Source organism: Hankyongella ginsenosidimutans, from assembly GCF_005144965.1.
GTDB lineage: Bacteria > Pseudomonadota > Alphaproteobacteria > Sphingomonadales > Sphingomonadaceae > Hankyongella > Hankyongella ginsenosidimutans.
This window is the reverse complement of the sequence record NZ_CP039704.1, coordinates 1,929,148-1,951,434: the sequence shown is the minus strand read 5'-3', so window position 1 is coordinate 1,951,434 and position 22,287 is coordinate 1,929,148. Positions and strand designations below refer to the sequence as shown.

Here is a 22,287-nt window from a genome sequence, read left to right as displayed (position 1 = left end):
CACAAGCCGGCCAACCGGGCAATGGCGGCGGCCGACTATTTTCCGGCGCGGCCTTACGGCCGCTTTCCATCGCGAAGCAAAATAGCCAGCCTTAGCCATCGAGCCCTGCGCTTGCGCTCCAGGTGCCCGCCCGTCTGGCCCGTGGGCTTCGTCGCCATGAAGGCCGCGACGGTCGCGGTCCCACCGACGGAGCATCCCATGCGCGATCACGACGACTTCGAACCGCACCACGAATCCTCACCCACCGACCATGTCCTCAACGAACTCCAGCTCCACGGCTACCGCCCCTCACCGACGAGCCCGACCAGCGGCTACTGCCCGACGGCAACCAGGTCGCGGGCGCTGTCGCCGACATCTTCGACGCCCTGATCGCGACGCTGGAGGACACGCGCCTCGAACCCGATCTCGACGATCTCCTCTGGTCGACCGTCAACGTCTTCCATCGCGCCACCGAACGGATCGCACGAGAGCTTGACGACAACGAACAGGCCCAGAAGCGCTCGCAGCGCGAACAGGACGGCAGCGAGGTGAAGTCGGTCGAACTCGAGCGCCAGATCGCCGAGGGCAGGACGCTTATCGAACGCCAAGCCGCCTTCGAGCTGATGCGCGACCAGGCCGCGGAACACTACGAACGCCATGTCGGCAAGCCGTGGCTCCCCGCAGTGGATCGAAGATCAACCATCGCAATCTCACTTCCGCGATGATCGACAGCCGCGACTTCCTGATGGCGAAGAAGCGTGCCGAACAGGAGGTTCTTCTTCCTCCCGGTCCGAAGATCGTCGTCACCGGCGGGCTCGACTTCAACGATCACCGACTGATCTGGGCCAAGCTCGACCAGGTGCACGCGAAGCACCCGGACATGGTCCTGATCCACGGCAAGTCGCCGAAGGGAGCCGAGAAAATCGCATCCCTTTGGGCAACAAATCGCAACGTCCCGCAGATCGGCTTCGCCCCCGACTGGACCAAGCACGGTCGCGCCGCACCCTTCAAGCGCAACGACCAGATGCTGGAGATCGTGCCGAAGGGCGTGATGCACTTCCCCGGCACAGGCATCAACGACAACCTTGCCGACAAGGCCAAGAAGCTCGGCATCCCGGTGTGGAAGCACGGCGGCGCGTAAGCGCTGCCTCCGCCTCAATATACCTTGATCGTGCGAGGATAGGTCTATCCAAAGCCTGATGTCGGCTCTGGACTGGGAACAGGAAGACCGGTATTGTTGCAGGATGAGGATCTTGGTTCACATCGCGGTCGCGACTAGCGGACGAATTAGCCTCCCGGCCTGATACATCGGGTCGGGTCTCTCCGCTTGTGAACTTCATGACGCCGTTGGCGTCTTCCAAGGTCTAAGTCATGTCATCGAACGAACCGACGCTGCATCTCGTATGCGGCAAGATAGCCGCAGGAAAATCAACTCTCACCACAGAATTGAGCAAGCAGCCGCACGCGGTCGCCGTGCGGGAAGATCATTGGCTTGCCCGCCTCTATCCCGGCGAACAAAACAGCTTGGCCGACTATGTTCGCAACGCGAGACGGCTGCGCGAAGCCATGACCCCGCACCTGATCGATCTACTGCGCGGCGGGGTATCGGTCGTGCTCGACTTCCCGGCGAACACCCCAGCCACTCGAGGATGGATGCGCAGCCTGTTCGAGAGCGCGGGGTGCAGGCATCAGCTCCACTATCTAGATGTATCGGACGAGGTGTGCAAAGCCCGCCTCCAGTGCAGAAATACGAGTGGCGAGCACGAATTCAACGTCAGCGAAGAGGACTTCGATCTCTTTACCAGTCACTTCGTTCCTCCCTCGGTCGACGAAGGTTTCGAGGTGATATTGCATCGCGAATGATGTCCGATCCGCGTAGGTCTGGCGAAGCATCGGCAAGTCCAGGCGCCGCCATGCCTCCATCGTCATAGCGCCTAACGAGCGGTTTCTCATGACGAGAGGCGAGGTTCCACCATCATCGACGGCGTGGGACTTGGCGGCTCCTCCACTCGGCAGGTACCACCCCGCGTCCATTGGCGCTGATCCTTTGGTCCAGCCGATGGCCTGACGCCATCAACCCGTAAAGGGTCGGACTACGCTGCGCGTGCCGTCGCTCACGGTTTCACCTTCGCGGTGATTGCGGCCATCGGCCGAACTCATCGGGCCTGTCAGCGGGGATGGTCCTCCGCTCGAACAGGAGCCGGATCGATGTCCCTCAACGACGCCCACGCCTTCGCCTTCAGCCTCGCCACTACGCTGATGGCCGCCATCATCATCTTCCAGGCTGGCGACGGCACGCTGTCGGTCACGCCCGCCAGCGAATATGACGGCGACATCGCCGCTATCGTCCATGAGATCGATCCCTTCGCCCCTTAACCGAGGCCCCGGTCGCCCGCGCGGAAATCACCGACGATTTCCGCTCCCGGCATCGTTGCTCCTGCGCTATACTTCGGATGCGCCGTGGTGGTGGTGGAAGGCGCGACCGTCAGACCTTGTCCTTACGGAGGCCACCACCATGATCATCCTCGCAATGTTTGCATCCCTCGCAGCGATCGGCTTGCTCTGCTGGCTGCTGTTCACGCTGGCCGTCTTCGCGCTGCCAGCGTTCGTCGCCGTGACCGCAGGCGTCTGGGCGCAAGGCACCGGAGCCGGCATACCCGGCGCCATCCTGGTCGGCGCCGTCGCAGCCGCCGTCACGCTCGCGGCAAGACATCTGCTTATCACCTTCGCTCGGCCCATGTGGCTGAAGCTGATCGTGGCCGCCGCTTTCGTCGCGCCGGCGGCCATCGCCGGCTTCCATGCGACCCATGGCATCGTGAAGCACCTCATGCCCTCCGACGCATGGCAGATCACGTTCTCCGTCATCGGCGCGGTTGCGGTCGGCATCACCGCCTTCGTGCGGGTCGCGGGAATGGCGACGGCCCCGAGCCCGTCCGGCCGGGATCTTGCGCAGGCCTGATCGTCGTCATCGCCGTAAGGAGGATCAGAATAGCGAGTGGCTGTCGCGTTCCCCGTCGTCTCATACTGTTGCGATGGGGGCGCGGATCGACGCTCGGCCCCGGAAAGACGATCGTCGTTGGAGTGCAGCCCAGGCAGAATCATGTCTCTGCGGCGCACCGGACGCTGGCGCGGCGATTTCCCGGAGGGCGGTGGAAGGTCGGAATGCGGCAACGTAGGCCTACCGGAAGGAGACGAAGCCGGTGAGCGTCCGGTGACGCCGGTTTGCCGATGCGGGACGGCCGCCATCTTCTCCGTTGTCTGACCGTGCCTCGACCGCTCCAAACGGCCTCTTCAATGGCTTGATCTGGCCGAAGGACGGCTGCGCCTCGATCGCCTATGCCGCAACAGCCGCGTCAAACTTTCTTCCCCTGCCGGCTGCGCCGTCATTCCTCGCGAGACAAGAAAGCCCTCCTTAGCTGTCAGGCCCCTTCGGGGTGCGCCGTTGATCGCCTCCGGCCAACCGATCGCCATCGAGGCCGCAATGGTGCGGGCTCGGGAACGGAAAACGGAGACTTACAATGGCGACCATCGGCACCTTCAAGAAGACCGGCTCGAACGAGTTCACCGGCGAAATCGTCACCCTCAGCGTCCAGGCCAAGAACGTGCGCATTGTCCCTGACCAGCGCGCCACCGGCGAGAACGCCCCAGCCATCGGGTCCTGGTCGGCCGCGCCGAGATCGGCGCCGCCTGGTCCAAGCGCTCCAACGAGGGCCGCGACTATCTGGGCCTCAAGCTCGACGATCCGAGCTTCAACGCCCCGATCTACGCCAACCTCTTCGACGACGAGGAAGGCGACACCTTCTCCCTCATCTGGTCCCGCCCCAACGGGCGGCGCGGCGAATGAGCTTCGCGCGAGGCCCCGGCCGAGAGGCCGGGGCCTCGGCCTACAAGGCGACCGAATCAGTTCGCGCCAGATAGACGCAAGCTACCACCACGGAGAGCCTTAAAGCTGGCCTTGGCCCTAGAACGACTATTATAGATGGGGTATTCGGGCTCTTCTTCTGAAAGCTCCAGCTTGAAGAAGCCCGCTGGTGGGGCGGGCCCCTCTGCTATTGTTTGTCCAATTGCAACACTTGGTGCTGGACTAGAGCGCTCGCTTAATCTCAGCGTAGTCGCCAGTGGTGCGCAACGTTACCGTCACATCGGCGCGACCTCGGTTCCGCCAGAACCAGCCGTGGTTGCCGTCGAAGGCGGCTTCGAGCACCCCTTCAGCGCCGGGCACCGCGCGCCCCTTTCATAGCTGGTCTGCTGGCCGCCACCGTCACCATGAAGGTCGAAATTCACGACGCCGCCCGTGACGGTCCAGTTGAAGTTCACGCGAGCGCCGCGGTTCATCACCAGCTTGACCTCAGTGCCCTCGCCAGGTTTCAGCGTGATCGTCATCTCGTCGCTGCGCGCTGCCACGGCTGTGGTTTGCGCAGCGGCCGATCCGACCACCAACTCGGCGAAGATCCGATCGATAAGGCTGGAGCGTTGATCGGATGAGGGCATCACGGCAGGGATTCCACTCTGTTCCCCGGCGGCACGGTCACGTTCAGCCTCTTCCGCAAGCTGGGCCTTGATCTCCCCATTTCAGCGAGTCCGAGCGCGCGTCCGACGCCGGTCGGGTCGATAGCATATTCTGCCGGGAGCACGATGGTGACGAGTATGGCGGCCGCCGCGACAATCGCGATGACTGTGGAGCGCAGGAGCTGGGCGGAGGTCGGCAGTTCGGCGCGTGTCGGGATATCGGTGTTGTACATGAATGGTCCTTTCAGAGAGCTCAGGAGACAACCCAGCCGGTGAGCTGATACCCGATCAGCACGAACCCGGCGGTCATCATGACGACGTTGGCGGTGTAGGCGTGGCGCCAGAAGCTCGGAGTGCGGCGCCAATAGCCCATGACGATAAGAATGGCGGCGAGCGCCAGGAGCTGGCCGATTTCCACGCCGACATTGAAGGCAAGGAGGTTCGGCACCAGACCATCGGGCGAGATATTGTACTCGATGATCTTGGTCGACAGGCCGAAACCATGGAAGAAGCCGAAGATCAGTGTCGCGATCTTCGTGCTCGGCTGGAAGCCCAGCCAGCGCTGGAAGGCGCCCATATTGTCGAGCGCCTTGTAGACGACCGACAGGCCGATGATGGCATCGATGATGTAGCTGTTGATGCCGACGTTGAAATAGACGCCGAGCAGCATCGTTGTGGAATGTCCGAGCGCGAACAGACTCACATAGATGCCGATGTGCTTCATCCGGTAGAGGAAGAAGATCACGCCGAACAGGAAGAGGATATGATCGTATCCCGTCACCATGTGCTTGGCACCGAGATAGATGAAGGGCAGCAGATTGATGCCGGTGATTTCCTGGATGTAGCCCTTGTCGCCTTCGGCCACGGCATGGGCGAAGGCCGCGCCGCCAAGAAGCGGCAGCGTCAGGAGGGCGACAAGCATGGGAAGGGCGAGCCGCCAGCGCGCGCAAGGCGCACGCGGCGGGCCCTCGTAGAAGGGTCCTTGCATGAGAGTTCCAATCTTCGTCGTTGAGGGTGGCCGCAAATGCGGCCGCGATCATGCGAGGAGGATCGGTCTCGGAGGGCGCTCAAGCCGGAAAAGGGTTTCGAGAGCGGCGACGGAAGGCGGATAATCCAGCCAGCGCCGGCCTATTGGTGGCACCGGCTGCGTGAAGTCCGGCAATGTGCTTGCCGTCTCGTGGCTGTGATCGGCCGGATTGTGGCCATGGGAATGGCCGGGACTCCGCTCGTCTGCCTCGCCGTCATCATGGCTGTGGCCATGCGCCTCGATCTGAGCCGCCAATTCGGCGTGGCGGGCCGCTTCGGCCGCCGCGAGCGCGACCGGATTGTGCGAGGTGGAAGTACCGATCGGCGACAACAGCATGCCGAGCGCCATCGCGAAGGCGATGACGAGGCGAAACGCTGTGCTGTGGACCCAGTTCGGCATGCTTAACGATTATTCTCTCAAATCTTAACGAAAGATTGTCGGCGACCGAGACGGCGTTCGAATCGATATTGTCTTATCCCCTGCAGGGGATAGGAATCAAGCCCATGAGCGAACAAGCACACGTCCACGAAACCCATCCTGAGATCGTCAAGCGGCTGAAGCGCGCCGATGGCCATCTCAAGAGCATCATCGAGATGATCGAGGCCGGCCGGCCGTGCCTCGATATCGCCCAGCAGCTTCATGCGGTCGAGAAGGCGGTCTGTCAGGCCAAGCGGACGCTGATCCAGGACCACCTCGACCATTGCCTTGAAGACGTCGTCGGCCCGCTGGCGCGTGACCAGCGCCGCTCGATCGACGAATTCAAGGAAATTACCAAGTACCTGTGAGAACCTGATGCCGTCCTTCGCCGAATTGATCCAACAGAGTTCCAGCCACGCCTGGCTGTTCATCCCGAGCGCGATCCTGCTCGGCGCGTTGCATGGTCTCGAGCCGGGCCATTCCAAGACGATGATGGCAGCGTTCATCGTCGCCGTCCGCGGAACCGTGACGCAGGCGGTGCTGCTCGGACTGGCGGCGACGGTGTCGCATACCCTCGTCGTGTGGGGCATCGCGCTTGGCGGCATGTATCTGTGGCAAGGCGTCGATGCCGAGACCTTCGAGCCGTATTTCCAGCTCGCCTCCGCCGCCATCATCATCGGCATCGCGCTGTGGATGCTCTGGCGCACTTGGGAAGACCAGCGGCGGGCAAAAGCGGCTGCCGGCGGTCACGCTCACGGACATGATCATCACCATGATCATGGGCACGATCACGTTCATAGCCACTCGCATGACGATGATCACGGCCACAGCCATCTTCCCCATGGGCATAGCCACGGAGAGGACGTCCGCCGCATCGATACTGGCCACGGCGTCATCGCGGTGGAGGTGTTCGAAGACGGTGTGCCGCCACGCTGGCGCATCCGCACCGAGCGCGGCCATGTCTGGTCGGCCGGCGACGTGACCGCCGTCACCGAGCGGCCGGACGGCGCGCGCCAGTCGTTCACCTTCGCTGATCGCGGGGCTATCTCGAGTCCGTCGACGAAATTCCCGAGCCGCACGAGTTCATGGCGCGGATCAGCCTCGGCCACGGCGGCCATAGCCATGACTACGATCTGTCCTTCGTCGAAGGGCACGGCCACGACCATATGCACGAGGAATTGCGCGGACTGCAGGTCGCGACCGACGGCTATCAGGACGCCCACGAGCTGGCGCATGCCAACGACATCCGCCGGCAATTCGCCGACCGCAATGTCACCACCTGGCAGATCATCATGTTCGGCCTGACGGGCGGTCTCATTCCGTGCCCGGCCGCAATCACCGTGCTGCTGCTCTGCCTTCAGCTCAAGGAGTTCACCCTCGGCTTCGCCCTTGTGCTGTGCTTCTCCATCGGCCTTGCCATCACCCTCGTGACGGTCGGCGCCGCCGCAGCCCTGAGCGTCCGCCACGCAACCAAGCGCTGGTCGTGGTTCTCGACCTTCGCACGCCGAGCTCCCTATTTCTCCAGCGTCCTCATCATCCTCGTCGGCCTTTATGTCGGCTATCACGGTTGGGCCGGTCTCGCGGCCCAAGCCGGAACCGTCGCTGGCTGAGGTGTGTCATGCTGAGTGTTCTCGCCAACCGCACCTATCGCCATCTCTTTCTCGCCCAGGTCATCGCCCTGATCGGAACGGGATTGGCGACGGTCGCTCTCGGCCTGCTTGCCTATGATCTCGCGGCGCCGATGCTGGAGCTGTCCTTGGCACGGCGCTCGCCATCAAGATGATCGCCTATGTCGGCGTTGCGCCGGTCGCAGCCGCCTTTGCCGAGCGCCTGCCGCGCCGCACCATGCTGGTTGCGCTCGATCTCGTCCGCGCTGCCGTGGCGGTGCTGCTGCCCTTCGTGACCGAGGTCTGGCAGGTCTATGCGCTGATCTTCGTACTGCAATCGGCTTCGGCCGGCTTCACGCCGACCTTTCAGGCGACCATTCCCGACGTATTGCCGGAGGAGAAGGAATACACGCGGGCGCTTTCGCTCTCACGGCTCGCCTATGATCTCGAAAGCGTCGTCAGCCCGATGCTGGCTGCGGCGCTGCTCACCGTCATCAGCTTCCACAGCCTGTTCGCCGGCACGGTGGTCGGCTTCCTTGCCTCCGCCGCCCTGGTGGTCTCGGTCGTGCTGCCCAGCCCGAAAGCGACCGAGCGCCGCGGCATCTATGACCGCACCACACGCGGACTGCGCATCTATCTCGCAACGCCGCGCCTGCGCGGGTTACTTGCTCTCAATCTTGCTGTCGCCGCGGCGAGCGCCATGGTGATCGTCAACACCGTCGTGCTGGTGCAGGCAGAGTTCGGCCTCAGCCAGCGCGCGACAGCGCTCGCGCTGGCCGCCTTCGGCGGCGGCTCGATGCTCGCGGCGCTGCTGCTGCCGCGCCTGCTCGACGACATGCCCGATCGCCGTGCCATGCTCGCCGGCGCCGCCATTCTGGTCGCGGGACTGTTCGTCGGCATCGCGCTACCGAGCTACGCCCTCCTGCTGCCGCTCTGGTTCGTACTCGGGCTCGGCTATTCGCTGGCGCAGACTCCGTCGGGACGGCTGCTGCGGCGATCCTCGCAGCCCGAGGACCGGCCGGCGCTGTTCGCCGCTCAGTTCGCGCTTTCGCATGCTTGCTGGCTGATCACTTATCCAGTCGCCGGTTGGCTCGGCGCCAAAGCGGGCTTGCCGATCACATTCGCGGTTCTTGGCCTGGTCGCCGCTGCCGCCGTTTTCATCGCAACGCGACTATGGCCAGCGCACGATCCTGACGAGATCGAGCACACCCACGACACGCTCGACCCGGATCATCCGCATCTCTCAGGTACGACGAACGTGAGTGGGGGCATCGCCATGTTCACGCCTACGTCATTGACAGCCACCATCCAGAATGGCCGCGCTCGGCATGAGGCATTCCCCTGCGCTGCGGCCGGCCGCTGCTGGATGATGGGCGATCTCGTCGTCTATGCTGGCCTGTTCCTTGCCGCGCTCGCCGCTGCGACCATCCTGCCGATGCAGTCTGAAGCAGCTCTGGTGGGCCTACTGCTCGCGGACTATTCGCCGTGGCTGCTCATCGCGGTGGCGAGCATCGGCAATGTGCTCGGATCGGTGATCAACTGGCTGCTCGGGCGGGGAATCGAGCGGTTCCGGGACCGGCCCTGGTTTCCGGCCAGCGACGCGAAGCTGGAGCGCGCACAGCGCTGCTATCGACGGCATGGAAAGTGGTCGTTGCTGCTGAGCTGAAGCCGATCATCGGCGATCCTCTCACGCTCGTTGCCGGTCTGTTGCGGGAACCATTCCTGACTTTTCTCGCTCTCGTCACTTTCGCCAAGGTCGGGCGCTATCTCGTGCTGACGGCTGCAACCTTGAGCGTGGTGTGATGGCGGGCTTTCTACAGGATATCGTCGGCTTCCAACGAGACATCTACCTCGCCTTTGCTGATCACATCAAAGCGTTCGCCGCCGGCGGCGGATGGGGCGCCTTTCTCGTCTATCTTCCGATGGGCATCCTGTTCGGCGCGGCGCATGCGCTCACCCCGGGCCACAGCAAGATGATCCTGGCGACCTACCTGGCAGGTTCGCCGCTCGGCCTGCTGCGCGGCCTGGCCGTCTCGCTGGTGCTGTCCTTCACCCACGTCACCATGTCGGTGCTGATCGTCCTTCTCGCACTGCCGCTCGTATCCTTCTCTTCCTTCGTCAATCCCGGTCGTGCGCCCGTGCTTGAGGATGTGAGCCGCGGACTTCTCGGCGTCATTGGGCTTTGGATGCTCTATCGAGCCTTCAAAAAGGCAGCATACCCACGACCATGGCGAAGGGCTGGCGGTCGGCTTCATGGCGGGCCTCATTCCTTGTCCGCTGACGCTTTTCGTGATGACCTTCGCGCTCTCGCGCGGCGTTCCTGAAGCCGGTGTCGCTTTCGCCGGCGTGATGATGCTGGCGTGGCCATCACGCTTTCAATCGTCGCGGCCGCCACAGTCTTGTTCCGTCAAAGCATGATCCATCTGATAGAAAGCCGGGCCGCCCTGCTTGATAAGACGTCACGGGCGATCGAGGCCTCCGCCGGTTTACTGCTTACGCTGGTTGCGGTCCGCGAACTGATCCTGAAGTGATCTTTGGGCTTGGCCCTCTACGTTCGGAGACGAACCCTTGCGCTTTCAGCCACTTGCGGCTAGTCTGTGAGTAAGGGGTTATTCGCGACTACCCCGTGAGGCGGCAGCCCAAAGATCGCGTCCAAGCTCCCAAAATCAAAGGGATGGACGCTCATGCCGTCGAATACCGAAATCACTTCGTCTCAACTCGCCCGTCTGATCGGTCTGCCGACTGCTCCGGCCATCATTGATGTCCGGACTGCCGAGGATGTTTCCGCCGATCCGCGATTCCTGCCCGGAGCCGCGCAGCGCGATGCACTCGACGTGGCTACCTGGGCAAAGACGTTCGCGGGCCGCGATGTCGTGGTGGTCTGCCAAAGGGCCTGAAACTCAGTCAGGGCGTGACAGCCTGGCTTCTTCACGAAGGCGTCCGCGCCGAAACCCTCGAAGGAGGCTTCGAAGTTTGGCGTACCTCGGGCGGGCTTCTCGTCAAGCCGGACAAGCTGCCGACCCGTGACGCCTTGGGGCGTACCGTGTGGGTGACGCGCGCCCGCCCCAAGGTCGACCGCATCGCCTGCCCATGGCTCATCCGTCGCTTCATCGATCCGAATGCCGTCTTCCTCTTCGTCGCCGCCACCGAGGTGGTGGCGGTCGCAAGCGCTTCGCTGCCACGCCCTTCGACATCGACGATGTCTTTGGAGCCACCGCGGCGAGAAATGTACCTTCGATACGATGATCGACGAGTTCGGTCTTTCGTCCGCTCCTCTGGACCGATTGGCGACGATCGTTCGCGCCGCCGATACCGCGCAGCTCAATCTGGTGCCTCAGGCGGCGGGCTTCCTGGCCGCGTCACTCGGGCTTTCTCGCATGTTCCGGGAAGACCTCGAACAGCTCGATGCGGGCCTGCTCCTCTATGACGCGTTCTATCGCTGGTGCCGAGATGCGACCGAAGAGACGCACAACTGGCCTTCCAGCCAGAAGCCGGCGTGAGGGAGGCGGCGATGTCGATTACTCTTACGACGGACACCGCGTCCGGCGAACCTGCCGTTCCCACTCTGGCCGAGGCGACCCGCGTCTGGCTGCGCATCGGATTGCTCAGCTTCGGCGGCCCCGCCGGCCAGATAGCCCTGATGCACAAGGAGTTGGTCGAGGAGCGGCGCTGGATCGGCGAGCAACGTTTTCTGCACGCGCTCAACTACTGCATGCTGCTGCCGGGTCCGGAGGCGCAGCAACTCGCCACCTATATCGGCTGGCTGATGCACCGGACCATGGGAGGCCTTATCGCCGGCATCCTGTTCGTCTTGCCGGGCGCATTTGTGATGCTGGGTCTCAGCATTCTTTATGCATTCTACCGCCACGTGCCGCTGATCGAGGCGGTGTTCTTCGGCGTGAAGGCCGCCGTGCTCGCTGTCGTCGTCGAAGCCGTTCTGCGGATCGGTAGGCGCGCCCTGAAAAATCGCATCATGGTTGGCATCGCTGTCGCCGCTTTCATCGGCATTTATGTCTTCCGTGTTCCGTTCCCGATCATCATCCTGGTCGCCGGCGTAATCGGCTGGGTTGGCAGCCGCCGCGCGCCGCAGCTCTTCGCGGCCGGCGGCCATGCCAACAAAGGGACAACGCCCGACTTCAAGGGTGTGATCGACCGAATGTTCGAGCGTGGCCAGCTCGCCCATGCCGATCCCTGGGGGCGCGTCGCTCGCGTGCTGGCACTATGGGTGCCAATCTGGCTGGGACCCGTGCTACTTCTTTGGCTGCTCACCGGCTCTTCGAGCGTCTGGACGCAGATCGGCGCGTTCTTCAGCACCATGGCGGTCGTTACCTTTGGGCGCCTATGCCGTTCTCGCCTACGTCGCGCAGGCCGCCGTCGACACCTTTGGCTGGCTCGCGCCTGGTGAGATGGCCGACGGCCTCGGCTTGGCCGAGACGACACCTGGCCCCTCATCATGGTGCTACAGTTTGTCGGCTTCCTGGCGGCCTATCGGCGCCAGGCGCGCTCGACCCGCTTCTGGCTGGTTGCCTCGGCGCGCTGCTCACCACGTGGGTGACTTTCGCGCCTTGCTTCCTATGGATCTTTCTCGGAGCGCCCTATGTCGAGGCCCTCCGCGGTAACAAGGCGATCTCGGCAGCGCTATCGGCCATCACCGCTTCCGTGGTCGGTGTGGTCATGAACCTCGCGCTCTGGTTTGCGCTGCACGTCATCTTTCGTCAGGTCCAAACACTCGACATCCTTGGCATCGGGCCGGATGTGCCAGTGCTCGGCTCAATCGACTGGCGGGCGGCCATACTCGCGGCTGCTGCAATGATCGCGATGCTGCGGTTCAAGCTCGGCATGCTTCCGACGCTCGCCGCATGCGCGGTCTTTGGTGCCGGCATTAGCCTCATTCCCTACTGATATCGACAGAACGGACGGTCTTCGCCAGTAAGAACCGAGCCGCGAGTTCCTAACAATTGGAGAGGACGACTATATTGGTCGTAGTTTACAAATTGGGCTGAAGATTGGTTATGAGAAATGCCGGTTCTTGATTCGCAGGATTCGGCATGTCTCAAAGCCATTACCTTGGGCTCGATGTCTCGGCCCGCACCATCAATCTGTGCGCCGTCGATTCCGACGGACGCATTGCTCATGAACGAAAGCTCTCCTCCGACCCCGAAGAGATCGCACAGCACATACTGTCTTTGCCATTTCCAATTATCCGCGTTGGCCTTGAGGCGGGGATGCTCTCTCAACACATCTACGGGCGTTTGGCTGAGGCCAACATTCCTGTGATCTGCGTCGAGACGAGGCACATGAAGGCGGCGCTCTCCGCACAACTCAACAAAACTGACCGGCACGATGCGCGTGGCATCGCGCAGATGATGCGTGTTGGATTGTACAAGCCGGTGCACGTCAAAACACCGATCAGCCAGCGACTGCGCACCGTGCTCACGGCGCGGCAACTCCTGCGGAATAAACTCCAGGATGTGGAAAATGAAATTCGCGGCCTTATCCGCAACTACGGCTATCACCTTGGCAAGGTAACGGCCCGCGACTTCGAGACGCGTGTCCGAGATCTGATAGCCGGCAGTGATCTCCACATCGTTGCCGACGCATTGCTCGTAGCGAGACGATCACTGCGCGAGCAGTTCGGCCGCCTTGATGACATGCTTGTCCGGCTCGCACGCGAAGACGAGGTCACGCGCCGCTTCATGACCGTTCCTGGCGTCGGTCCGCTTGTCGCGCTGACATTCAGGGCAACCGTCGACGTTCCATCTCGCTTCTCGAGATCGCGAACTGTCGGAGCCCACTTCGGCCTAACGCCGCGCAAGCAGCAGTCAGGCGAAGTCGACCGCACGGGTCGCATTTCACGATGGGGCGACGCAATGATGCGAAGCGCCCTCTACGAGGCTGCGCAAGTTCTGCTGACCCGAGTAAAGCGATGGTCGGCGCTGAAGGCTTGGCTGCACAGGTGTCGCGGCGGCGCGGACACAAGAAGGCAATCGTCGCACTCGCGCGTCGGATCGCCGTCATCCTCCATCGCATATGGATCGATGGCACAGAGTTCGACTGGGGTAAGCGGCCCGAAGCCGAAGCACCGCCAGTATAGGAATCGGCCGGCGATCAACCGGCCGAGACATCTCCCGCGAGGGGACGAGGGACGGCGAGTTCGCAAATACGACTTGGCCGCGTCGGTCTGTCCAACGCGAAGCCGCATTTTAGATTGCTCCGCCGGCTCCTCTGATCCCATCCTGTGGCGGCCTCGTGCCGACCTCGAAGAGAAGCATGATCCTCGCGGAGGTGTCGATCAGGCGTTGTCGTCTGGCTTAACCAGGTCGACGTGGCTCACGCCGAGTGCTTGGGCGATCTCGTACAAAGTGATGACGGTCGGGTTTCGCCGGCCGCGCTCAAGGCTGCTGAGGTATTGTTGGCTGAGCCCGGAACGCGCCTCCACCTCCTCCTGGGTCAGGCCCTTCTCCCGACGCAGGCGGGCGAAGTTCCGGCCGACCAGTTTGCGCATATCCATGCGCAAAGCGTTGGCAATTTACACACTTTAAGTTTATCAACTATAGTATGTAAATGACGCTTGAGGCGCGATAAGGTCGTGCTAGCGGCACGGCCCGAATAGAGAAGTCGTAGTTCTGGAATGCGCGTAGGTTGCGGTGGGAGGTGATCATGCATGATCACCGCCCGACAATCGCGGGCCGCGCGCGCGTTGCTGGGTTGGACGCAGGAGACGCTCGCTGACAAGGCCCGGACATCGCTGACCGCGCTCAAGCGCCTCGAATCCGAAAACGGACTCGAGGTCTACGAGACGACGCGCGATCAGGTCCGCCGGGCGCTCGAGGCAGCGGGAATCGTTCTTCTGGCGACCGAGAAAGGTGAAGGCGTGCTGCTGCTCCATGAACGAAACGACCCAAAATCGTCGTTCTAGTCGTTCGAAACGGGCGCGCTTACACGGTCCGCTCCGTGCGACAGGTGTCATGAATCAATGACAACATACAATTTGGTTAACAGGTTGTGGGTTGGCGCATAAGGTACGTCGGGGACTAACGATGGCGCAGATTCTGAGCGAGCCACCGGCGGGCGAAACACTCACCGCGTATGACCGCGAGCATATGGTCCTTTATCTGCGCCTGCTCGATTCCGCGCGCGACGGCGCGGATTGGCGCGAGGTTGTTCAGATTCTGTTCGGCCTCGACCCTGATCTCGACCCTACAGGCAGCCGTCACATGCACGATGCGCATCTTGCGCGCGCCCGCTGGATGACCGAGCACGGCTACCGCGAACTCGCCCGGGAAAGTCAGCAAGCCACGCCCAGGTGATGCCGCCACGGCATCACGCGCTGCCAAGACTCAGGCTTCCGCCCAACAACTCATCCGGAATCTTTGTCCTCCCCGACAAACGCTTGCACATGGGGAGGACTGTGATGACGCCGGACGCATCGCGTTGGCGATCCTCGGCCTATTACGATCACGTCGAGGGTTCGTCCGCATCCAATATCGCCTGGGAATGGCTTCGGCGTAACGAACACTATGATCTGGACTTTGAAGCCTGGTCCAGAAACTCTGCCACCGCTGACACGCTGTCGGATCAAATCCGCCAGCGATGGGGTTGCGATTTCCCGGTTAGCCCGCTCCTCGATGTACCTGCGGCAAACATTTTCTGGGAAGCGGGTCTCGACACCAGCGTCGTCCTGCTCGCAAAGGCTCCGAGCGAAATGCCGCCACCAGACGGCGGGTCTCAAACCACGTTCGACGGCATTCTCAGAACCGACGACAGGGGCAACGGCTTGTTGCGGGGCGATGATCCAGTGCAACGCGTTCAATTCCTTCTCACGGCCGCAACGCACGCTGATGCGCCGCTTGCCGCCGTGATCCCTTTGGGTCTGGAAGGTTTTGATCGGGTAGAAGCCTTGCTCCGACTGCTCGCAATGCTTCACGGCCGCGCCATTCCATCTGATACGCGGCTCACCCGGCAGCAACTTGCGCGCCAGCGGAAAATGCTTCGCGCGTTCGATGCTCATCGCGACGGCGCGACCCAGCAAGAGATCGCACGGGTCATCTTTGGCGCCGGCGACCTCAGTCGCGACGAATGGCAGGCGTCGTCGAACCGACATGCCGTGATGTCGCTGCTCCGTGATGCGCGCTCCTCATCGCTGGCGGTTATCGCAAATTGCTTCGTCATCGCCGCCGAACGTAATCGAGCCGATCGGTCTCACCGGTGTGGGATTTTAGATCCCCAACTTCGCCCTGCAACTCGCCGGCTTCTCTTCGCCATCGTGGTCGCCATCCGCCGCTGAACCCCAGCGGTTGCCAGCAACCCCACGAAAGGCCGATCCATGCGACCCGATCTCGCCGTTTTGCCGCCGCGCTTCCTCCGCACCAAGGAAGCCGCCGAATTCCTCAGCCTGTCCGCCCGCACCCTCGAAAAGCACCGCACCTACGGAACCGGGCCGGCTTACAAGAAGCTCGGCGGACGGGTCGTCTATGCCGTCGACGATCTCCAGGCATGGGCAGAGCGCGGCGCCGTGACGTCCACTTCCGATCCGCGTGGGAGCGTGCTGCCGGCGAAACGCCAGACGTCGCCCGCCGCGCCACAAGTTCGATACGCGCGCTGATCGCAGGCGGCTTCCCAATGGCGGCGCGACATCGGCCCTCACTGGAGCGCGGACAGCTCGATCTGTTCCGAGCGCTCCCCGGCGAGTTCGCGCCAAGAGATGCGCAGGATCTCATGGCCTATCCGTTCTTTTCCTTGTCCAAAACGCATCGCGTGGCGCCGATCCATTTCGTCGCTGGCGGCGTTTCTATCCGCGTTGAGGCCGTACCCGATCACGGCATGGCGACCATATGGGACGCAGATATTCTGATCTGGGCGGCGAGCCAGATCGTCGAGGCGCGTGACGCGGGGCTTCGCACCTCGCGCCTCATGGTCGCCACTCCTATGAAATCTTGAGGTTCATCGGGCGCGGCACGTCCTTGCGCGACTATCAGCGCCTGAAGGCGGCGCTCGACCGCCTTCAAGCGACGACGATCTGCACCTCGATACGCCAACCCACCGAGGGCCATCGGCACCGCTTTTCATGGATCAACGAGTGGAAGGAGCGCACCGATCGCGGCGGCCGACCCGACGGCATCGAGCTGATCGTGCCCGACTGGTTCTACCAGGCCGTGCTCGACAACGCGCTCGTGCTGACCATCGATCGCGCCTATTTCGATCTGACGGGCGGGCTCGACCGCTGGCTCTATCGCCTGGTGCGCAAACATGGCGGCCGCCAGCGCAACGGCTGGCGCTTCGACTTTCGTCACCTGCACCTGAAATCGGGCGCGCTCTCGCCCTTCAAGCGTTTCGCCTTCGAGCTGCGCGACATCATCCGTCGTCAGCCGCTGCCCGGCTACACGCTCTTCCTCGAAATCGAAGTCGGCGGACGGATGCTGCTCGCGTTCGAGCCTGCACCGGCCTGTGGATATCCTGTGAATAGCGTCGTGCCATCAGGAACCCGAGGGCGCGTGCCATCAGGAACCGACCCCTCGTGCCGTCGGGAACCGAAACAGGGCTTAACCCACGGCGCCAAAACCGAAATTCGCGCTCCTAACTTAGACTCTAACTCAGAATCTAACTTTTGGAGCGCGCGCGCGATGTGGAGGACTCCCCTCAAGGAGCCATCGGCCCTCGGACCAACCGGTAAGAGGGACGAGAACGCGGCGCCCGTGAAACTCCCGATCCCGGTTCGGGAGGCGCGCGATGATCGTGGCGTTTCTCAATCAGAAGGGCGGCGTCGGCAAAACGACGCTCGCTCTGAACCTCGCCGGTGAATGGGCTCGGCAAGGACGACGCGTCACGCTGATCGACGCTGACCCGCAGGGCTCGGCGCTCGACTGGTCGCAGCAACGCAGCCGCGAGGGCTTGCCGCGCCTGTTCGGGGTAATCGGCCTGGCGCGCGACACGCTGCATCGCGAAGCCCCAGACCTCGCGCAAGACGCGGACTACGTCGTGATCGACGGGCCGCCCCGTGTCGCCAGCCTGATGCGTTCGGCGCTCCTTGCCGCCGACCTGGTGCTGATCCCGGTGCAGCCATCGCCCCTCGATGGCTGGGCCTCCGCCGAGATGCTGTCGCTCGTCACCGAGGCGCGCATCTATCGGCCGGAATTGGTCGCCCGGTTCGTGCTCAACCGCTGCGCCTCGCGCACGGTGATGGCGCGCGAGACAGCCGGAATGCTCGCCGATCACGATCCGCCAGCGCTCGTAAGCGCCATCGGGCAACGCATCGGCTTTGCAGCCGCCGCGCAGTCCGGGCGGCTTGTCGCCGAACTCGACGACGACACGCCCGCCGCGCGCGAGATCACAGCGCTGGCCGACGAGATCGACCGGCTTCGCATCGGGAGGACCGCGCGATGAGCGAGCGTCCCACCCGACGCGGATTCGCCGCCCGGCCAGCAGATCCCGAACACTGGGTCAAGGCAGCGGATGCCGCGCCTCGATCCAACGAAGCTGGCGCGTTCAGCGCGCGCCTCACCATCGATGTGACGCCGGACCTTCGTGGCCGGATCAAGGTCGCCGCGTTTCGGCGCGGCGTCACGGTCGCCGAAGCCTTGCGCGAATTGCTGGCGCGCGAATTCCCACCGAACCCAGGAGACCCCTCATGAACCGCGCCACGGATGCCGCCGTGCGCCGCGTCGCCGCTCCGCGCGGCCGCGCGGCAGACGATTTCACCCACGTCGAACTGACCTGGATCGAGAAGAGAATTGAGAACTGGATCAGGTTCGGCCGCGAGGCGCACAAAGAGATTCTCGATCGCCGCAGGCGCGTTCTCTCTTTCCGGCCGCGGAGCATCTTCGCCCTCGTGCGCTGGGCTTCCAACGACTTCGGCACGGTCATCTCCCGCATTGACATCGTTCGCGCCGTCGAACCGGGCGAAGCCTATCAGACGCTGCCTTTCGTGCGCCCCGGCGGCGACATCCTCCTGAAGATCGAAGGCTGGCCGAAGGTCGAACAAGTGCTCCGCCACATCGACGCGGTGGAAGCGGCCGACATCGACGCCTGCGACGTTGCTCCCGATCACTGGCGGCACGTAGCCAACCGCATGAGCGCAGGCCACGAACCACGCGCTTACACGATGGATCGCCATCAAGCGTGGCTCAAGCGGCGGGAGTGCGAGCGATGACCCGCTTCGGCTACGTCATGGTGACGTATTTTTCCGTGATGGGCTTCGCTGCCGCGTCCTTTGTTCCAACATCGCCACGTCTCGTCTGGAACGCCTCGGCCAGCGTGCCGATCGGGCTCTATGAGCTGGAGCCTGCAGGCGATCTGAAAATCGGCGATTTGGTCGCCTTCATACCGGAAAAGCCGCTCGCCGATTTCATGATCGAGCGCCGCTACATCGGGCGCGGCGTGCCGCTGATGAAGCATGTCGCCGCGCTGGCTGGGCAGACTGTCTGCCGCACGGGCAACGCCGTCACCGTCGATGCCGTGCCGTTCGGCGATGCGCTTGATCGCGATAAGCGCGGCCGCGAGCTGCCTATCTGGCAGGGCTGCCGACGCATCGCGAACAGCGACATCTTCGTGATGAACCCGGACGCGCCGGACAGTCTCGATGGCCGCTACTTCGGTCCGATCGCGGCGCGCACCGTCATCGGCAAGGCGACGCCGCTCTACACCGACGAAGAAGGCGACGGTCATTTCGTTTGGCGTGCGGCCACACGCTGATCGCTTCCCATCGGCGGGAGCGGTGCTCGCCGATGGTTCATTCAACGCCACCGCCAAGGAACTTACCATGCCACAGATCGGCACATTCACCCGCGACGAAGCGGGCTTCATCGGACATCTGACCACGCTGACGCTGGCCCAGGATGTCCTCATCGTCGCGGCCGAACCGTCGGAGACCGAGAACGCCCGCAGTATCGCGTCCACATCGTCGACAGCGAGACCGGCGAGCCGGGCGCGGAGATCGGCGCCGGGTGGAAGCGCACCGGCGAAAAGGCCGGCGATTATATCGCGATCCAGTTCGACGATCCGGGCTTCGTCCAACCGATCCGCGCCAATCTGTTCCGCAACGACGAAACCGGAAAGGACTGGTCGCTGCACTGGAACCGTCCGGCCAAGCTCGACGGAAGAGACTGACGCCATGCGCAGCACCGTCCTGCTTCTCCTTTCCGGCCTGTCCATCGTTGGTATCGCGCCCGCCGTTGTCCACGCAAAGACGGCGCCGATCGCCCGGCCTTCGCCGCGCGATCCCTATGCCGATCACATCGCCGAGGCGGCGCAACGCTTCGAGCTCCCGGCCGCATGGATCAGGGCGGTGCTGCGCGCCGAGAGCAACGGTGATCCGCGCGCTCTCGCCCAAGGGCGCGATGGGGCTGATGCAGCTCATGCCGGACACCTGGGCGGAGATCCGTGTCCGGCATCGCCTCGGCAACGATCCTTATGATCCCCACGACAATATCATCGCCGGCGCGGCGTACATCCGATTGCTCTTCGACCGTTACGGGACGCCCGGCTGGATCGCCGCCTACAACGCCGGTCCCCGTCGCTATGAAGCGTCGCTGCAAGGTCGTCCTCTGCCGGCGGAAACGCGCGCCTATGTCGCCTCCGTCGCGCCAGAAATCGATCGGGGTGATGCGTCAAACCCCGTCACGGTCGCGGCGGCTGATCCGCTCGCCTGGACCCGTGCGCCGCTCTTCATCGCACAGCAGACGAGCAAGCCGGACACCGATCCTGTGCCGACCGAGCATCCATCGAACGACGGCCCCACACCGCCCATCGTGCGCGATGTTTCCGCCATCGCGCCGCAGTCGAATGGCCTGTTCGTCGCCCGTACCACGAAAGGGACGGTGCAATGAGCGCTTCGGTTCCCGATCGCACGATGGCGAGTTCCGGCGTGTTCCAGCGTGCGCAGATGTGGAGGACAGGCGAAACGACCGACCGATGGCAGGATAAAGGGCGCACATTGCGCTTCGGTCGGTTGGTTGTTTTGCTGGATTTTCTTGAAGGTTCCGCACCTTGCGGTCTTCAGCGGCAATGTGTGCCGCAGGCCCAAACCACTGTATCTCCACGAGCTTTCGCACATCGCAGAGCCGCGCCATGCCCGATGAGCGCGAATTCCGTGTCCGGCCCGGCCGCATCCGCTCCTCCGGTGCGCAGCGGGCCAAGCCCTTCATCGCACAGGCGCTGGCAGCGGCGAAGAAGGCCGGCGGCGGCGTGTCGCGCTCGGGTCGTATCGTGCCCGGCAACCGCTCGCGCTTCGGGCATGGTCAGCGCGCCAGCATCCAGGCCAACCGCCTCATCACCTCGCGCTCGCGCGGTGCCGTCATCAAGGCGCGCGTCGTGCGCCATTCGGCCGGACCGCACCGCTGGCGCAGCACCTCAACTATCTGCGCCGGGAGGGCGTAACTCGCGACGGAGAAAGCCCGCCTGTTTGGTCCGGAAACCGAGAATGCGGATGCCGGCGTCTTTGCCGAGCGCTGCCAGGACGACCGACATCATTTCCGCTTCATCGTCTCGCCCGACGACGGGCTGGAAATGGCCGATCTCAAATCCTTCACCCGCGATCTCGTGGCTAGAATAGAAAAGGATCTCGACACCCGGCTCGACTGGGTAGCGGTCGATCACTGGAACACCGAGCATCCGCATGTCCATCTGATCGTCCGTGGCGTTCGTGACGACGGCCAGGACCTCGTCATCGCGCGCGACTACATCAAGGAAGGGATGCGCGACCGGGCGCGCGATCTCATCACTCAGGAATTGGGGCCACGCACCGATCTCGACATTCGTCGTACCCTCGAGCGGCAGATCGAAACCGAACGCTGGACCCGGCTCGACCGTCAGCTTGTCCGCGACGGGCGCGATACCGGCATCATCGACCTCGCGCCGGTTTCGGGCCGGCAGCCCGACGAGTTCCACGCCTTGAAGGTCGCGCCTGCGGAAGCTGGAAACCCTCGGTCTCGCCAGCCAGGTCGGCAACGCGCAATGGTTCATCAAGCCGGAAGCCGAGAAGACGCTGCGCGAGCTGGGCGAGCGTGGCGACATCATCAAGCGGATGCACAAGGCGCTGACGGAGCGCGGTATCGACCGCGGCTCCACCAACTATGTCCTGGCGGCGGAAAGCCTCGACCTGCCCGTCGTCGGGCGGCTGGTCGAACGTGGTCTCGATGACGAGCTGAACGGGACGGCCTACGCCGTGGTGGATGGCGTGGACGGGCGCACCCATCATATCAAGCTGCCCGCCATCGATGCGGCCGGTGACAGCGCGCCGGGTTCGATCGTCGAGCTCAGAAAGTTCGATGACGCGCGTGGCCAGCGCCGCGTCGCGCTCGCCGTGCGCTCCGATCTCGACGTTGATGCTCAGGTCACGGCGTCAGGCGCCACCTGGCTCGATCGGCAGAACATCGCCCGCGAGCCGGTCGCTCTCTCCGAGGGCGGCTTCGGCGCCGAGGTGCGGCAAGCGATGTCCGCCCGTGCCGAGCATTTGGTGGAACAGGGCCTTGCCGAACGGCAGGGCCAGCACATCAGTTTCGGCCGCAACCTGATCGACACGCTGCGCCGCCGGGAACTGGAGGCGACTGGCGACAAGCTCGCCACCGAGATCGGCCAGCCCTTCAACCGGTCAGGCAGCGGCGAATATGTCGCCGGCACCTATCGTCAGCGCCTCACGCTCGCCTCCGGCCGCTTCGCCATGATCGACGACGGGCTTGGCTTCCAGCTCGTGCCCTGGACGCCCTCGCTCGAAAAGCAGCTCGGCCGCCATGTCTCCGGCGTCGCCCGCGA

Annotated in this window: 28 protein-coding genes and 10 pseudogenes; 33 read left to right on the top strand and 5 right to left on the bottom strand. The window is 63.6% G+C overall.

The window, feature by feature from the left end; translation table 11 throughout:
* The first annotated feature begins 198 nt into the window (after positions 1 to 198).
* The 5 genes and pseudogenes from E6W36_RS11445 to E6W36_RS11425 all read left to right on the top strand — a co-directional run bounded on the left by E6W36_RS11445 (position 199) and on the right by E6W36_RS11425 (position 3,823).
* Positions 199 to 1,120, top strand: a pseudogene (locus E6W36_RS11445) (DUF2493 domain-containing protein).
* A 230-nt stretch (positions 1,121 to 1,350) separates the two neighbouring features.
* Positions 1,351 to 1,842: a P-loop nucleotide/nucleoside kinase family protein gene (locus tag E6W36_RS11440; RefSeq protein ID WP_222872665.1), complete on the top strand. Its 492-nt coding sequence runs from the start codon at positions 1,351 to 1,353 to the stop codon at positions 1,840 to 1,842.
* 345 nt (positions 1,843 to 2,187) lie between these two features.
* On the top strand, positions 2,188 to 2,355 hold the full coding sequence (locus tag E6W36_RS11435; protein WP_167713022.1) for a hypothetical protein: 168 nt from the start codon (positions 2,188 to 2,190) through the stop codon (positions 2,353 to 2,355).
* Between the two features lie 139 nt (positions 2,356 to 2,494).
* Positions 2,495 to 2,938, top strand: a complete 444-nt coding sequence (locus tag E6W36_RS11430) for a hypothetical protein (protein WP_222872664.1) — start codon at positions 2,495 to 2,497, stop codon at positions 2,936 to 2,938.
* Between the two features lie 559 nt (positions 2,939 to 3,497).
* Positions 3,498 to 3,823, top strand: a pseudogene (locus E6W36_RS11425) (DUF736 domain-containing protein).
* 293 nt (positions 3,824 to 4,116) lie between these two features.
* Here the strand turns inward: E6W36_RS11425 and E6W36_RS19035 are convergent.
* The 4 genes from E6W36_RS19035 to E6W36_RS11410 form a co-directional block, all read right to left on the bottom strand.
* Positions 4,117 to 4,383: a hypothetical protein gene (locus tag E6W36_RS19035; RefSeq protein ID WP_246047588.1), complete on the bottom strand. Its 267-nt coding sequence runs from the start codon at positions 4,381 to 4,383 to the stop codon at positions 4,117 to 4,119.
* A gap of 86 nt (positions 4,384 to 4,469) precedes the next feature.
* Complete coding sequence (locus tag E6W36_RS19030; RefSeq protein WP_246047586.1) at positions 4,470 to 4,721, bottom strand: hypothetical protein; 252 nt, start codon at positions 4,719 to 4,721, stop codon at positions 4,470 to 4,472.
* 20 nt (positions 4,722 to 4,741) lie between these two features.
* Positions 4,742 to 5,410, bottom strand: coding sequence for a HupE/UreJ family protein (locus tag E6W36_RS11415; RefSeq protein WP_246047584.1), 669 nt, complete (start codon positions 5,408 to 5,410; stop codon positions 4,742 to 4,744).
* 114 nt (positions 5,411 to 5,524) lie between these two features.
* Entirely contained in the window at positions 5,525 to 5,863 is a 339-nt protein-coding gene (locus tag E6W36_RS11410) for a hypothetical protein (protein ID WP_222872662.1), read from the bottom strand.
* Between the two features lie 86 nt (positions 5,864 to 5,949).
* On the opposite strand from E6W36_RS11410, the gene E6W36_RS11405 reads away from it, so the two are divergent.
* The 14 genes and pseudogenes from E6W36_RS11405 to E6W36_RS11365 all read left to right on the top strand — a co-directional run bounded on the left by E6W36_RS11405 (position 5,950) and on the right by E6W36_RS11365 (position 13,633).
* Complete coding sequence (locus E6W36_RS11405) at positions 5,950 to 6,300, top strand: metal-sensing transcriptional repressor (protein ID WP_425459636.1); 351 nt, start codon at positions 5,950 to 5,952, stop codon at positions 6,298 to 6,300.
* A gap of 7 nt (positions 6,301 to 6,307) precedes the next feature.
* Positions 6,308 to 6,748: pseudogene (locus tag E6W36_RS20780) on the top strand (nickel/cobalt efflux transporter); the annotation flags it as partial.
* A 269-nt stretch (positions 6,749 to 7,017) separates the two neighbouring features.
* Positions 7,018 to 7,542 (top strand): nickel/cobalt efflux transporter, encoded by a 525-nt coding sequence (locus E6W36_RS20775; protein ID WP_281277310.1) that lies wholly within the window; start codon positions 7,018 to 7,020, stop codon positions 7,540 to 7,542.
* Between the two features lie 8 nt (positions 7,543 to 7,550).
* Entirely contained in the window at positions 7,551 to 7,715 is a 165-nt protein-coding gene (locus E6W36_RS20770) for a hypothetical protein (protein WP_281277309.1), read from the top strand.
* Complete coding sequence (locus E6W36_RS23490) at positions 7,712 to 9,205, top strand: MFS transporter (RefSeq protein WP_281277308.1); 1,494 nt, start codon at positions 7,712 to 7,714, stop codon at positions 9,203 to 9,205. Before E6W36_RS20770 ends, E6W36_RS23490 begins: the two co-directional genes overlap by 4 nt.
* Positions 9,184 to 9,342, top strand: a complete 159-nt coding sequence (locus E6W36_RS23485) for a hypothetical protein (protein WP_222872661.1) — start codon at positions 9,184 to 9,186, stop codon at positions 9,340 to 9,342. The genes E6W36_RS23490 and E6W36_RS23485 overlap by 22 nt, the downstream gene beginning before the upstream one ends.
* Positions 9,342 to 9,863, top strand: a complete 522-nt coding sequence (locus E6W36_RS11385) for a HoxN/HupN/NixA family nickel/cobalt transporter (RefSeq protein WP_246048323.1) — start codon at positions 9,342 to 9,344, stop codon at positions 9,861 to 9,863. Before E6W36_RS23485 ends, E6W36_RS11385 begins: the two co-directional genes overlap by 1 nt.
* Positions 9,793 to 9,957, top strand: a complete 165-nt coding sequence (locus E6W36_RS23480; protein WP_425459635.1) for a hypothetical protein — start codon at positions 9,793 to 9,795, stop codon at positions 9,955 to 9,957. Before E6W36_RS11385 ends, E6W36_RS23480 begins: the two co-directional genes overlap by 71 nt.
* Positions 9,900 to 10,070, top strand: coding sequence for a hypothetical protein (locus E6W36_RS11380; protein ID WP_222874537.1), 171 nt, complete (start codon positions 9,900 to 9,902; stop codon positions 10,068 to 10,070). The genes E6W36_RS23480 and E6W36_RS11380 overlap by 58 nt, the downstream gene beginning before the upstream one ends.
* A 153-nt stretch (positions 10,071 to 10,223) precedes the next feature.
* A complete protein-coding gene (locus E6W36_RS19025) occupies positions 10,224 to 10,436 on the top strand; it encodes a rhodanese-like domain-containing protein (protein WP_246047582.1) in 213 nt (70 codons plus the stop codon).
* A gap of 14 nt (positions 10,437 to 10,450) precedes the next feature.
* Positions 10,451 to 10,645: pseudogene (locus tag E6W36_RS22160) on the top strand (chromate resistance protein ChrB domain-containing protein); the annotation flags it as partial.
* A 136-nt stretch (positions 10,646 to 10,781) separates the two neighbouring features.
* Positions 10,782 to 11,039 (top strand): chromate resistance protein ChrB domain-containing protein, encoded by a 258-nt coding sequence (locus tag E6W36_RS20760; RefSeq protein ID WP_281277307.1) that lies wholly within the window; start codon positions 10,782 to 10,784, stop codon positions 11,037 to 11,039.
* 11 nt (positions 11,040 to 11,050) lie between these two features.
* A pseudogene (chrA, locus tag E6W36_RS20755) lies at positions 11,051 to 12,441 on the top strand (chromate efflux transporter).
* Between the two features lie 146 nt (positions 12,442 to 12,587).
* Positions 12,588 to 13,633 (top strand): annotated as a pseudogene (locus E6W36_RS11365) (IS110 family RNA-guided transposase).
* A gap of 198 nt (positions 13,634 to 13,831) precedes the next feature.
* Here the strand turns inward: E6W36_RS11365 and E6W36_RS11360 are convergent.
* A complete protein-coding gene (locus E6W36_RS11360) occupies positions 13,832 to 14,050 on the bottom strand; it encodes a helix-turn-helix domain-containing protein (protein WP_222872659.1) in 219 nt (72 codons plus the stop codon).
* A 153-nt stretch (positions 14,051 to 14,203) separates the two neighbouring features.
* On the opposite strand from E6W36_RS11360, the gene E6W36_RS11355 reads away from it, so the two are divergent.
* The 14 genes and pseudogenes from E6W36_RS11355 to E6W36_RS23465 form a co-directional block, all read left to right on the top strand.
* The gene (locus tag E6W36_RS11355) at positions 14,204 to 14,458 is read left to right on the top strand and encodes a helix-turn-helix domain-containing protein (protein ID WP_222872658.1); all 255 of its coding nucleotides are present in this window, start codon (positions 14,204 to 14,206) and stop codon (positions 14,456 to 14,458) included.
* Between the two features lie 121 nt (positions 14,459 to 14,579).
* The gene (locus E6W36_RS11350; protein ID WP_222872657.1) at positions 14,580 to 14,849 is read left to right on the top strand and encodes a DNA -binding domain-containing protein; all 270 of its coding nucleotides are present in this window, start codon (positions 14,580 to 14,582) and stop codon (positions 14,847 to 14,849) included.
* A 104-nt stretch (positions 14,850 to 14,953) separates the two neighbouring features.
* Positions 14,954 to 15,826 carry a DUF2285 domain-containing protein gene (locus E6W36_RS11345; RefSeq protein ID WP_222872656.1) on the top strand — a complete coding sequence of 291 codons (873 nt, stop codon included), beginning with the start codon at positions 14,954 to 14,956 and terminating at the stop codon, positions 15,824 to 15,826.
* A gap of 39 nt (positions 15,827 to 15,865) precedes the next feature.
* On the top strand, positions 15,866 to 16,144 hold the full coding sequence (locus tag E6W36_RS11340) for a helix-turn-helix transcriptional regulator (RefSeq protein WP_222872655.1): 279 nt from the start codon (positions 15,866 to 15,868) through the stop codon (positions 16,142 to 16,144).
* Between the two features lie 17 nt (positions 16,145 to 16,161).
* A pseudogene (locus E6W36_RS22155) lies at positions 16,162 to 16,982 on the top strand (replication initiator protein A); the annotation flags it as partial.
* 286 nt (positions 16,983 to 17,268) lie between these two features.
* A complete protein-coding gene (gene parA / locus E6W36_RS11330) occupies positions 17,269 to 17,922 on the top strand; it encodes a ParA family partition ATPase (protein WP_222872654.1) in 654 nt (217 codons plus the stop codon).
* Positions 17,919 to 18,170, top strand: a complete 252-nt coding sequence (locus tag E6W36_RS11325) for a hypothetical protein (RefSeq protein WP_222872653.1) — start codon at positions 17,919 to 17,921, stop codon at positions 18,168 to 18,170. Before parA ends, E6W36_RS11325 begins: the two co-directional genes overlap by 4 nt.
* Positions 18,167 to 18,688 (top strand): DUF2840 domain-containing protein, encoded by a 522-nt coding sequence (locus E6W36_RS11320; RefSeq protein WP_222872652.1) that lies wholly within the window; start codon positions 18,167 to 18,169, stop codon positions 18,686 to 18,688. Before E6W36_RS11325 ends, E6W36_RS11320 begins: the two co-directional genes overlap by 4 nt.
* Positions 18,685 to 19,230 (top strand): S26 family signal peptidase, encoded by a 546-nt coding sequence (locus tag E6W36_RS11315; RefSeq protein WP_222872651.1) that lies wholly within the window; start codon positions 18,685 to 18,687, stop codon positions 19,228 to 19,230. The genes E6W36_RS11320 and E6W36_RS11315 overlap by 4 nt, the downstream gene beginning before the upstream one ends.
* A pseudogene (locus E6W36_RS11310) lies at positions 19,118 to 19,644 on the top strand (DUF736 domain-containing protein). Before E6W36_RS11315 ends, E6W36_RS11310 begins: the two are co-directional and overlap by 113 nt.
* A 200-nt stretch (positions 19,645 to 19,844) precedes the next feature.
* Positions 19,845 to 20,363 carry a lytic transglycosylase domain-containing protein gene (locus E6W36_RS11305; protein WP_425459634.1) on the top strand — a complete coding sequence of 173 codons (519 nt, stop codon included), beginning with the start codon at positions 19,845 to 19,847 and terminating at the stop codon, positions 20,361 to 20,363.
* A 241-nt stretch (positions 20,364 to 20,604) separates the two neighbouring features.
* Positions 20,605 to 20,913 (top strand): hypothetical protein, encoded by a 309-nt coding sequence (locus E6W36_RS23475; RefSeq protein ID WP_425459633.1) that lies wholly within the window; start codon positions 20,605 to 20,607, stop codon positions 20,911 to 20,913.
* 129 nt (positions 20,914 to 21,042) lie between these two features.
* Positions 21,043 to 21,150: pseudogene (locus E6W36_RS23470) on the top strand (hypothetical protein); the annotation flags it as partial.
* Positions 21,151 to 21,439: 289 nt separating this feature from the next.
* Positions 21,440 to 22,261: pseudogene (locus tag E6W36_RS23465) on the top strand (DUF3363 domain-containing protein); the annotation flags it as partial.
* Between the last annotated feature and the right edge of the window lie 26 nt (positions 22,262 to 22,287).

Excerpts from the sequence above, each read along its gene's own strand:
- E6W36_RS11345 (WP_222872656.1), top strand. The coding sequence starts at position 14,954 with ATGACGCCGGACGCATCGCGTTGGCGATCCTCGGCCTATTACGATCAC.
- E6W36_RS11320 (WP_222872652.1), top strand. The coding sequence starts at position 18,167 with ATGAACCGCGCCACGGATGCCGCCGTGCGCCGCGTCGCCGCTCCGCGC.
- E6W36_RS11435 (WP_167713022.1), top strand. The coding sequence starts at position 2,188 with ATGTCCCTCAACGACGCCCACGCCTTCGCCTTCAGCCTCGCCACTACG.
- E6W36_RS23490 (WP_281277308.1), top strand. The coding sequence starts at position 7,712 with ATGATCGCCTATGTCGGCGTTGCGCCGGTCGCAGCCGCCTTTGCCGAG.
- E6W36_RS11410 (WP_222872662.1), bottom strand. The coding sequence starts at position 5,863 with ATGGCGCTCGGCATGCTGTTGTCGCCGATCGGTACTTCCACCTCGCAC.
- parA (WP_222872654.1), top strand. The coding sequence starts at position 17,269 with ATGATCGTGGCGTTTCTCAATCAGAAGGGCGGCGTCGGCAAAACGACG.
- E6W36_RS20760 (WP_281277307.1), top strand. The coding sequence starts at position 10,782 with ATGATCGACGAGTTCGGTCTTTCGTCCGCTCCTCTGGACCGATTGGCG.
- E6W36_RS11430 (WP_222872664.1), top strand. The coding sequence starts at position 2,495 with ATGATCATCCTCGCAATGTTTGCATCCCTCGCAGCGATCGGCTTGCTC.
- E6W36_RS23480 (WP_425459635.1), top strand. The coding sequence starts at position 9,793 with ATGGCGGGCCTCATTCCTTGTCCGCTGACGCTTTTCGTGATGACCTTC.
- E6W36_RS11315 (WP_222872651.1), top strand. The coding sequence starts at position 18,685 with ATGACCCGCTTCGGCTACGTCATGGTGACGTATTTTTCCGTGATGGGC.
- E6W36_RS20775 (WP_281277310.1), top strand. The coding sequence starts at position 7,018 with ATGGCGCGGATCAGCCTCGGCCACGGCGGCCATAGCCATGACTACGAT.
- E6W36_RS11440 (WP_222872665.1), top strand. The coding sequence starts at position 1,351 with ATGTCATCGAACGAACCGACGCTGCATCTCGTATGCGGCAAGATAGCC.
- E6W36_RS11385 (WP_246048323.1), top strand. The coding sequence starts at position 9,342 with ATGGCGGGCTTTCTACAGGATATCGTCGGCTTCCAACGAGACATCTAC.
- E6W36_RS11340 (WP_222872655.1), top strand. The coding sequence starts at position 15,866 with ATGCGACCCGATCTCGCCGTTTTGCCGCCGCGCTTCCTCCGCACCAAG.
- E6W36_RS11325 (WP_222872653.1), top strand. The coding sequence starts at position 17,919 with ATGAGCGAGCGTCCCACCCGACGCGGATTCGCCGCCCGGCCAGCAGAT.
- E6W36_RS11415 (WP_246047584.1), bottom strand. The coding sequence starts at position 5,410 with ATGCTTGTCGCCCTCCTGACGCTGCCGCTTCTTGGCGGCGCGGCCTTC.
- E6W36_RS23475 (WP_425459633.1), top strand. The coding sequence starts at position 20,605 with ATGCCCGATGAGCGCGAATTCCGTGTCCGGCCCGGCCGCATCCGCTCC.
- E6W36_RS19030 (WP_246047586.1), bottom strand. The coding sequence starts at position 4,721 with ATGTACAACACCGATATCCCGACACGCGCCGAACTGCCGACCTCCGCC.
- E6W36_RS20770 (WP_281277309.1), top strand. The coding sequence starts at position 7,551 with ATGCTGAGTGTTCTCGCCAACCGCACCTATCGCCATCTCTTTCTCGCC.
- E6W36_RS11355 (WP_222872658.1), top strand. The coding sequence starts at position 14,204 with ATGATCACCGCCCGACAATCGCGGGCCGCGCGCGCGTTGCTGGGTTGG.
- E6W36_RS11350 (WP_222872657.1), top strand. The coding sequence starts at position 14,580 with ATGGCGCAGATTCTGAGCGAGCCACCGGCGGGCGAAACACTCACCGCG.
- E6W36_RS11360 (WP_222872659.1), bottom strand. The coding sequence starts at position 14,050 with ATGGATATGCGCAAACTGGTCGGCCGGAACTTCGCCCGCCTGCGTCGG.
- E6W36_RS19025 (WP_246047582.1), top strand. The coding sequence starts at position 10,224 with ATGCCGTCGAATACCGAAATCACTTCGTCTCAACTCGCCCGTCTGATC.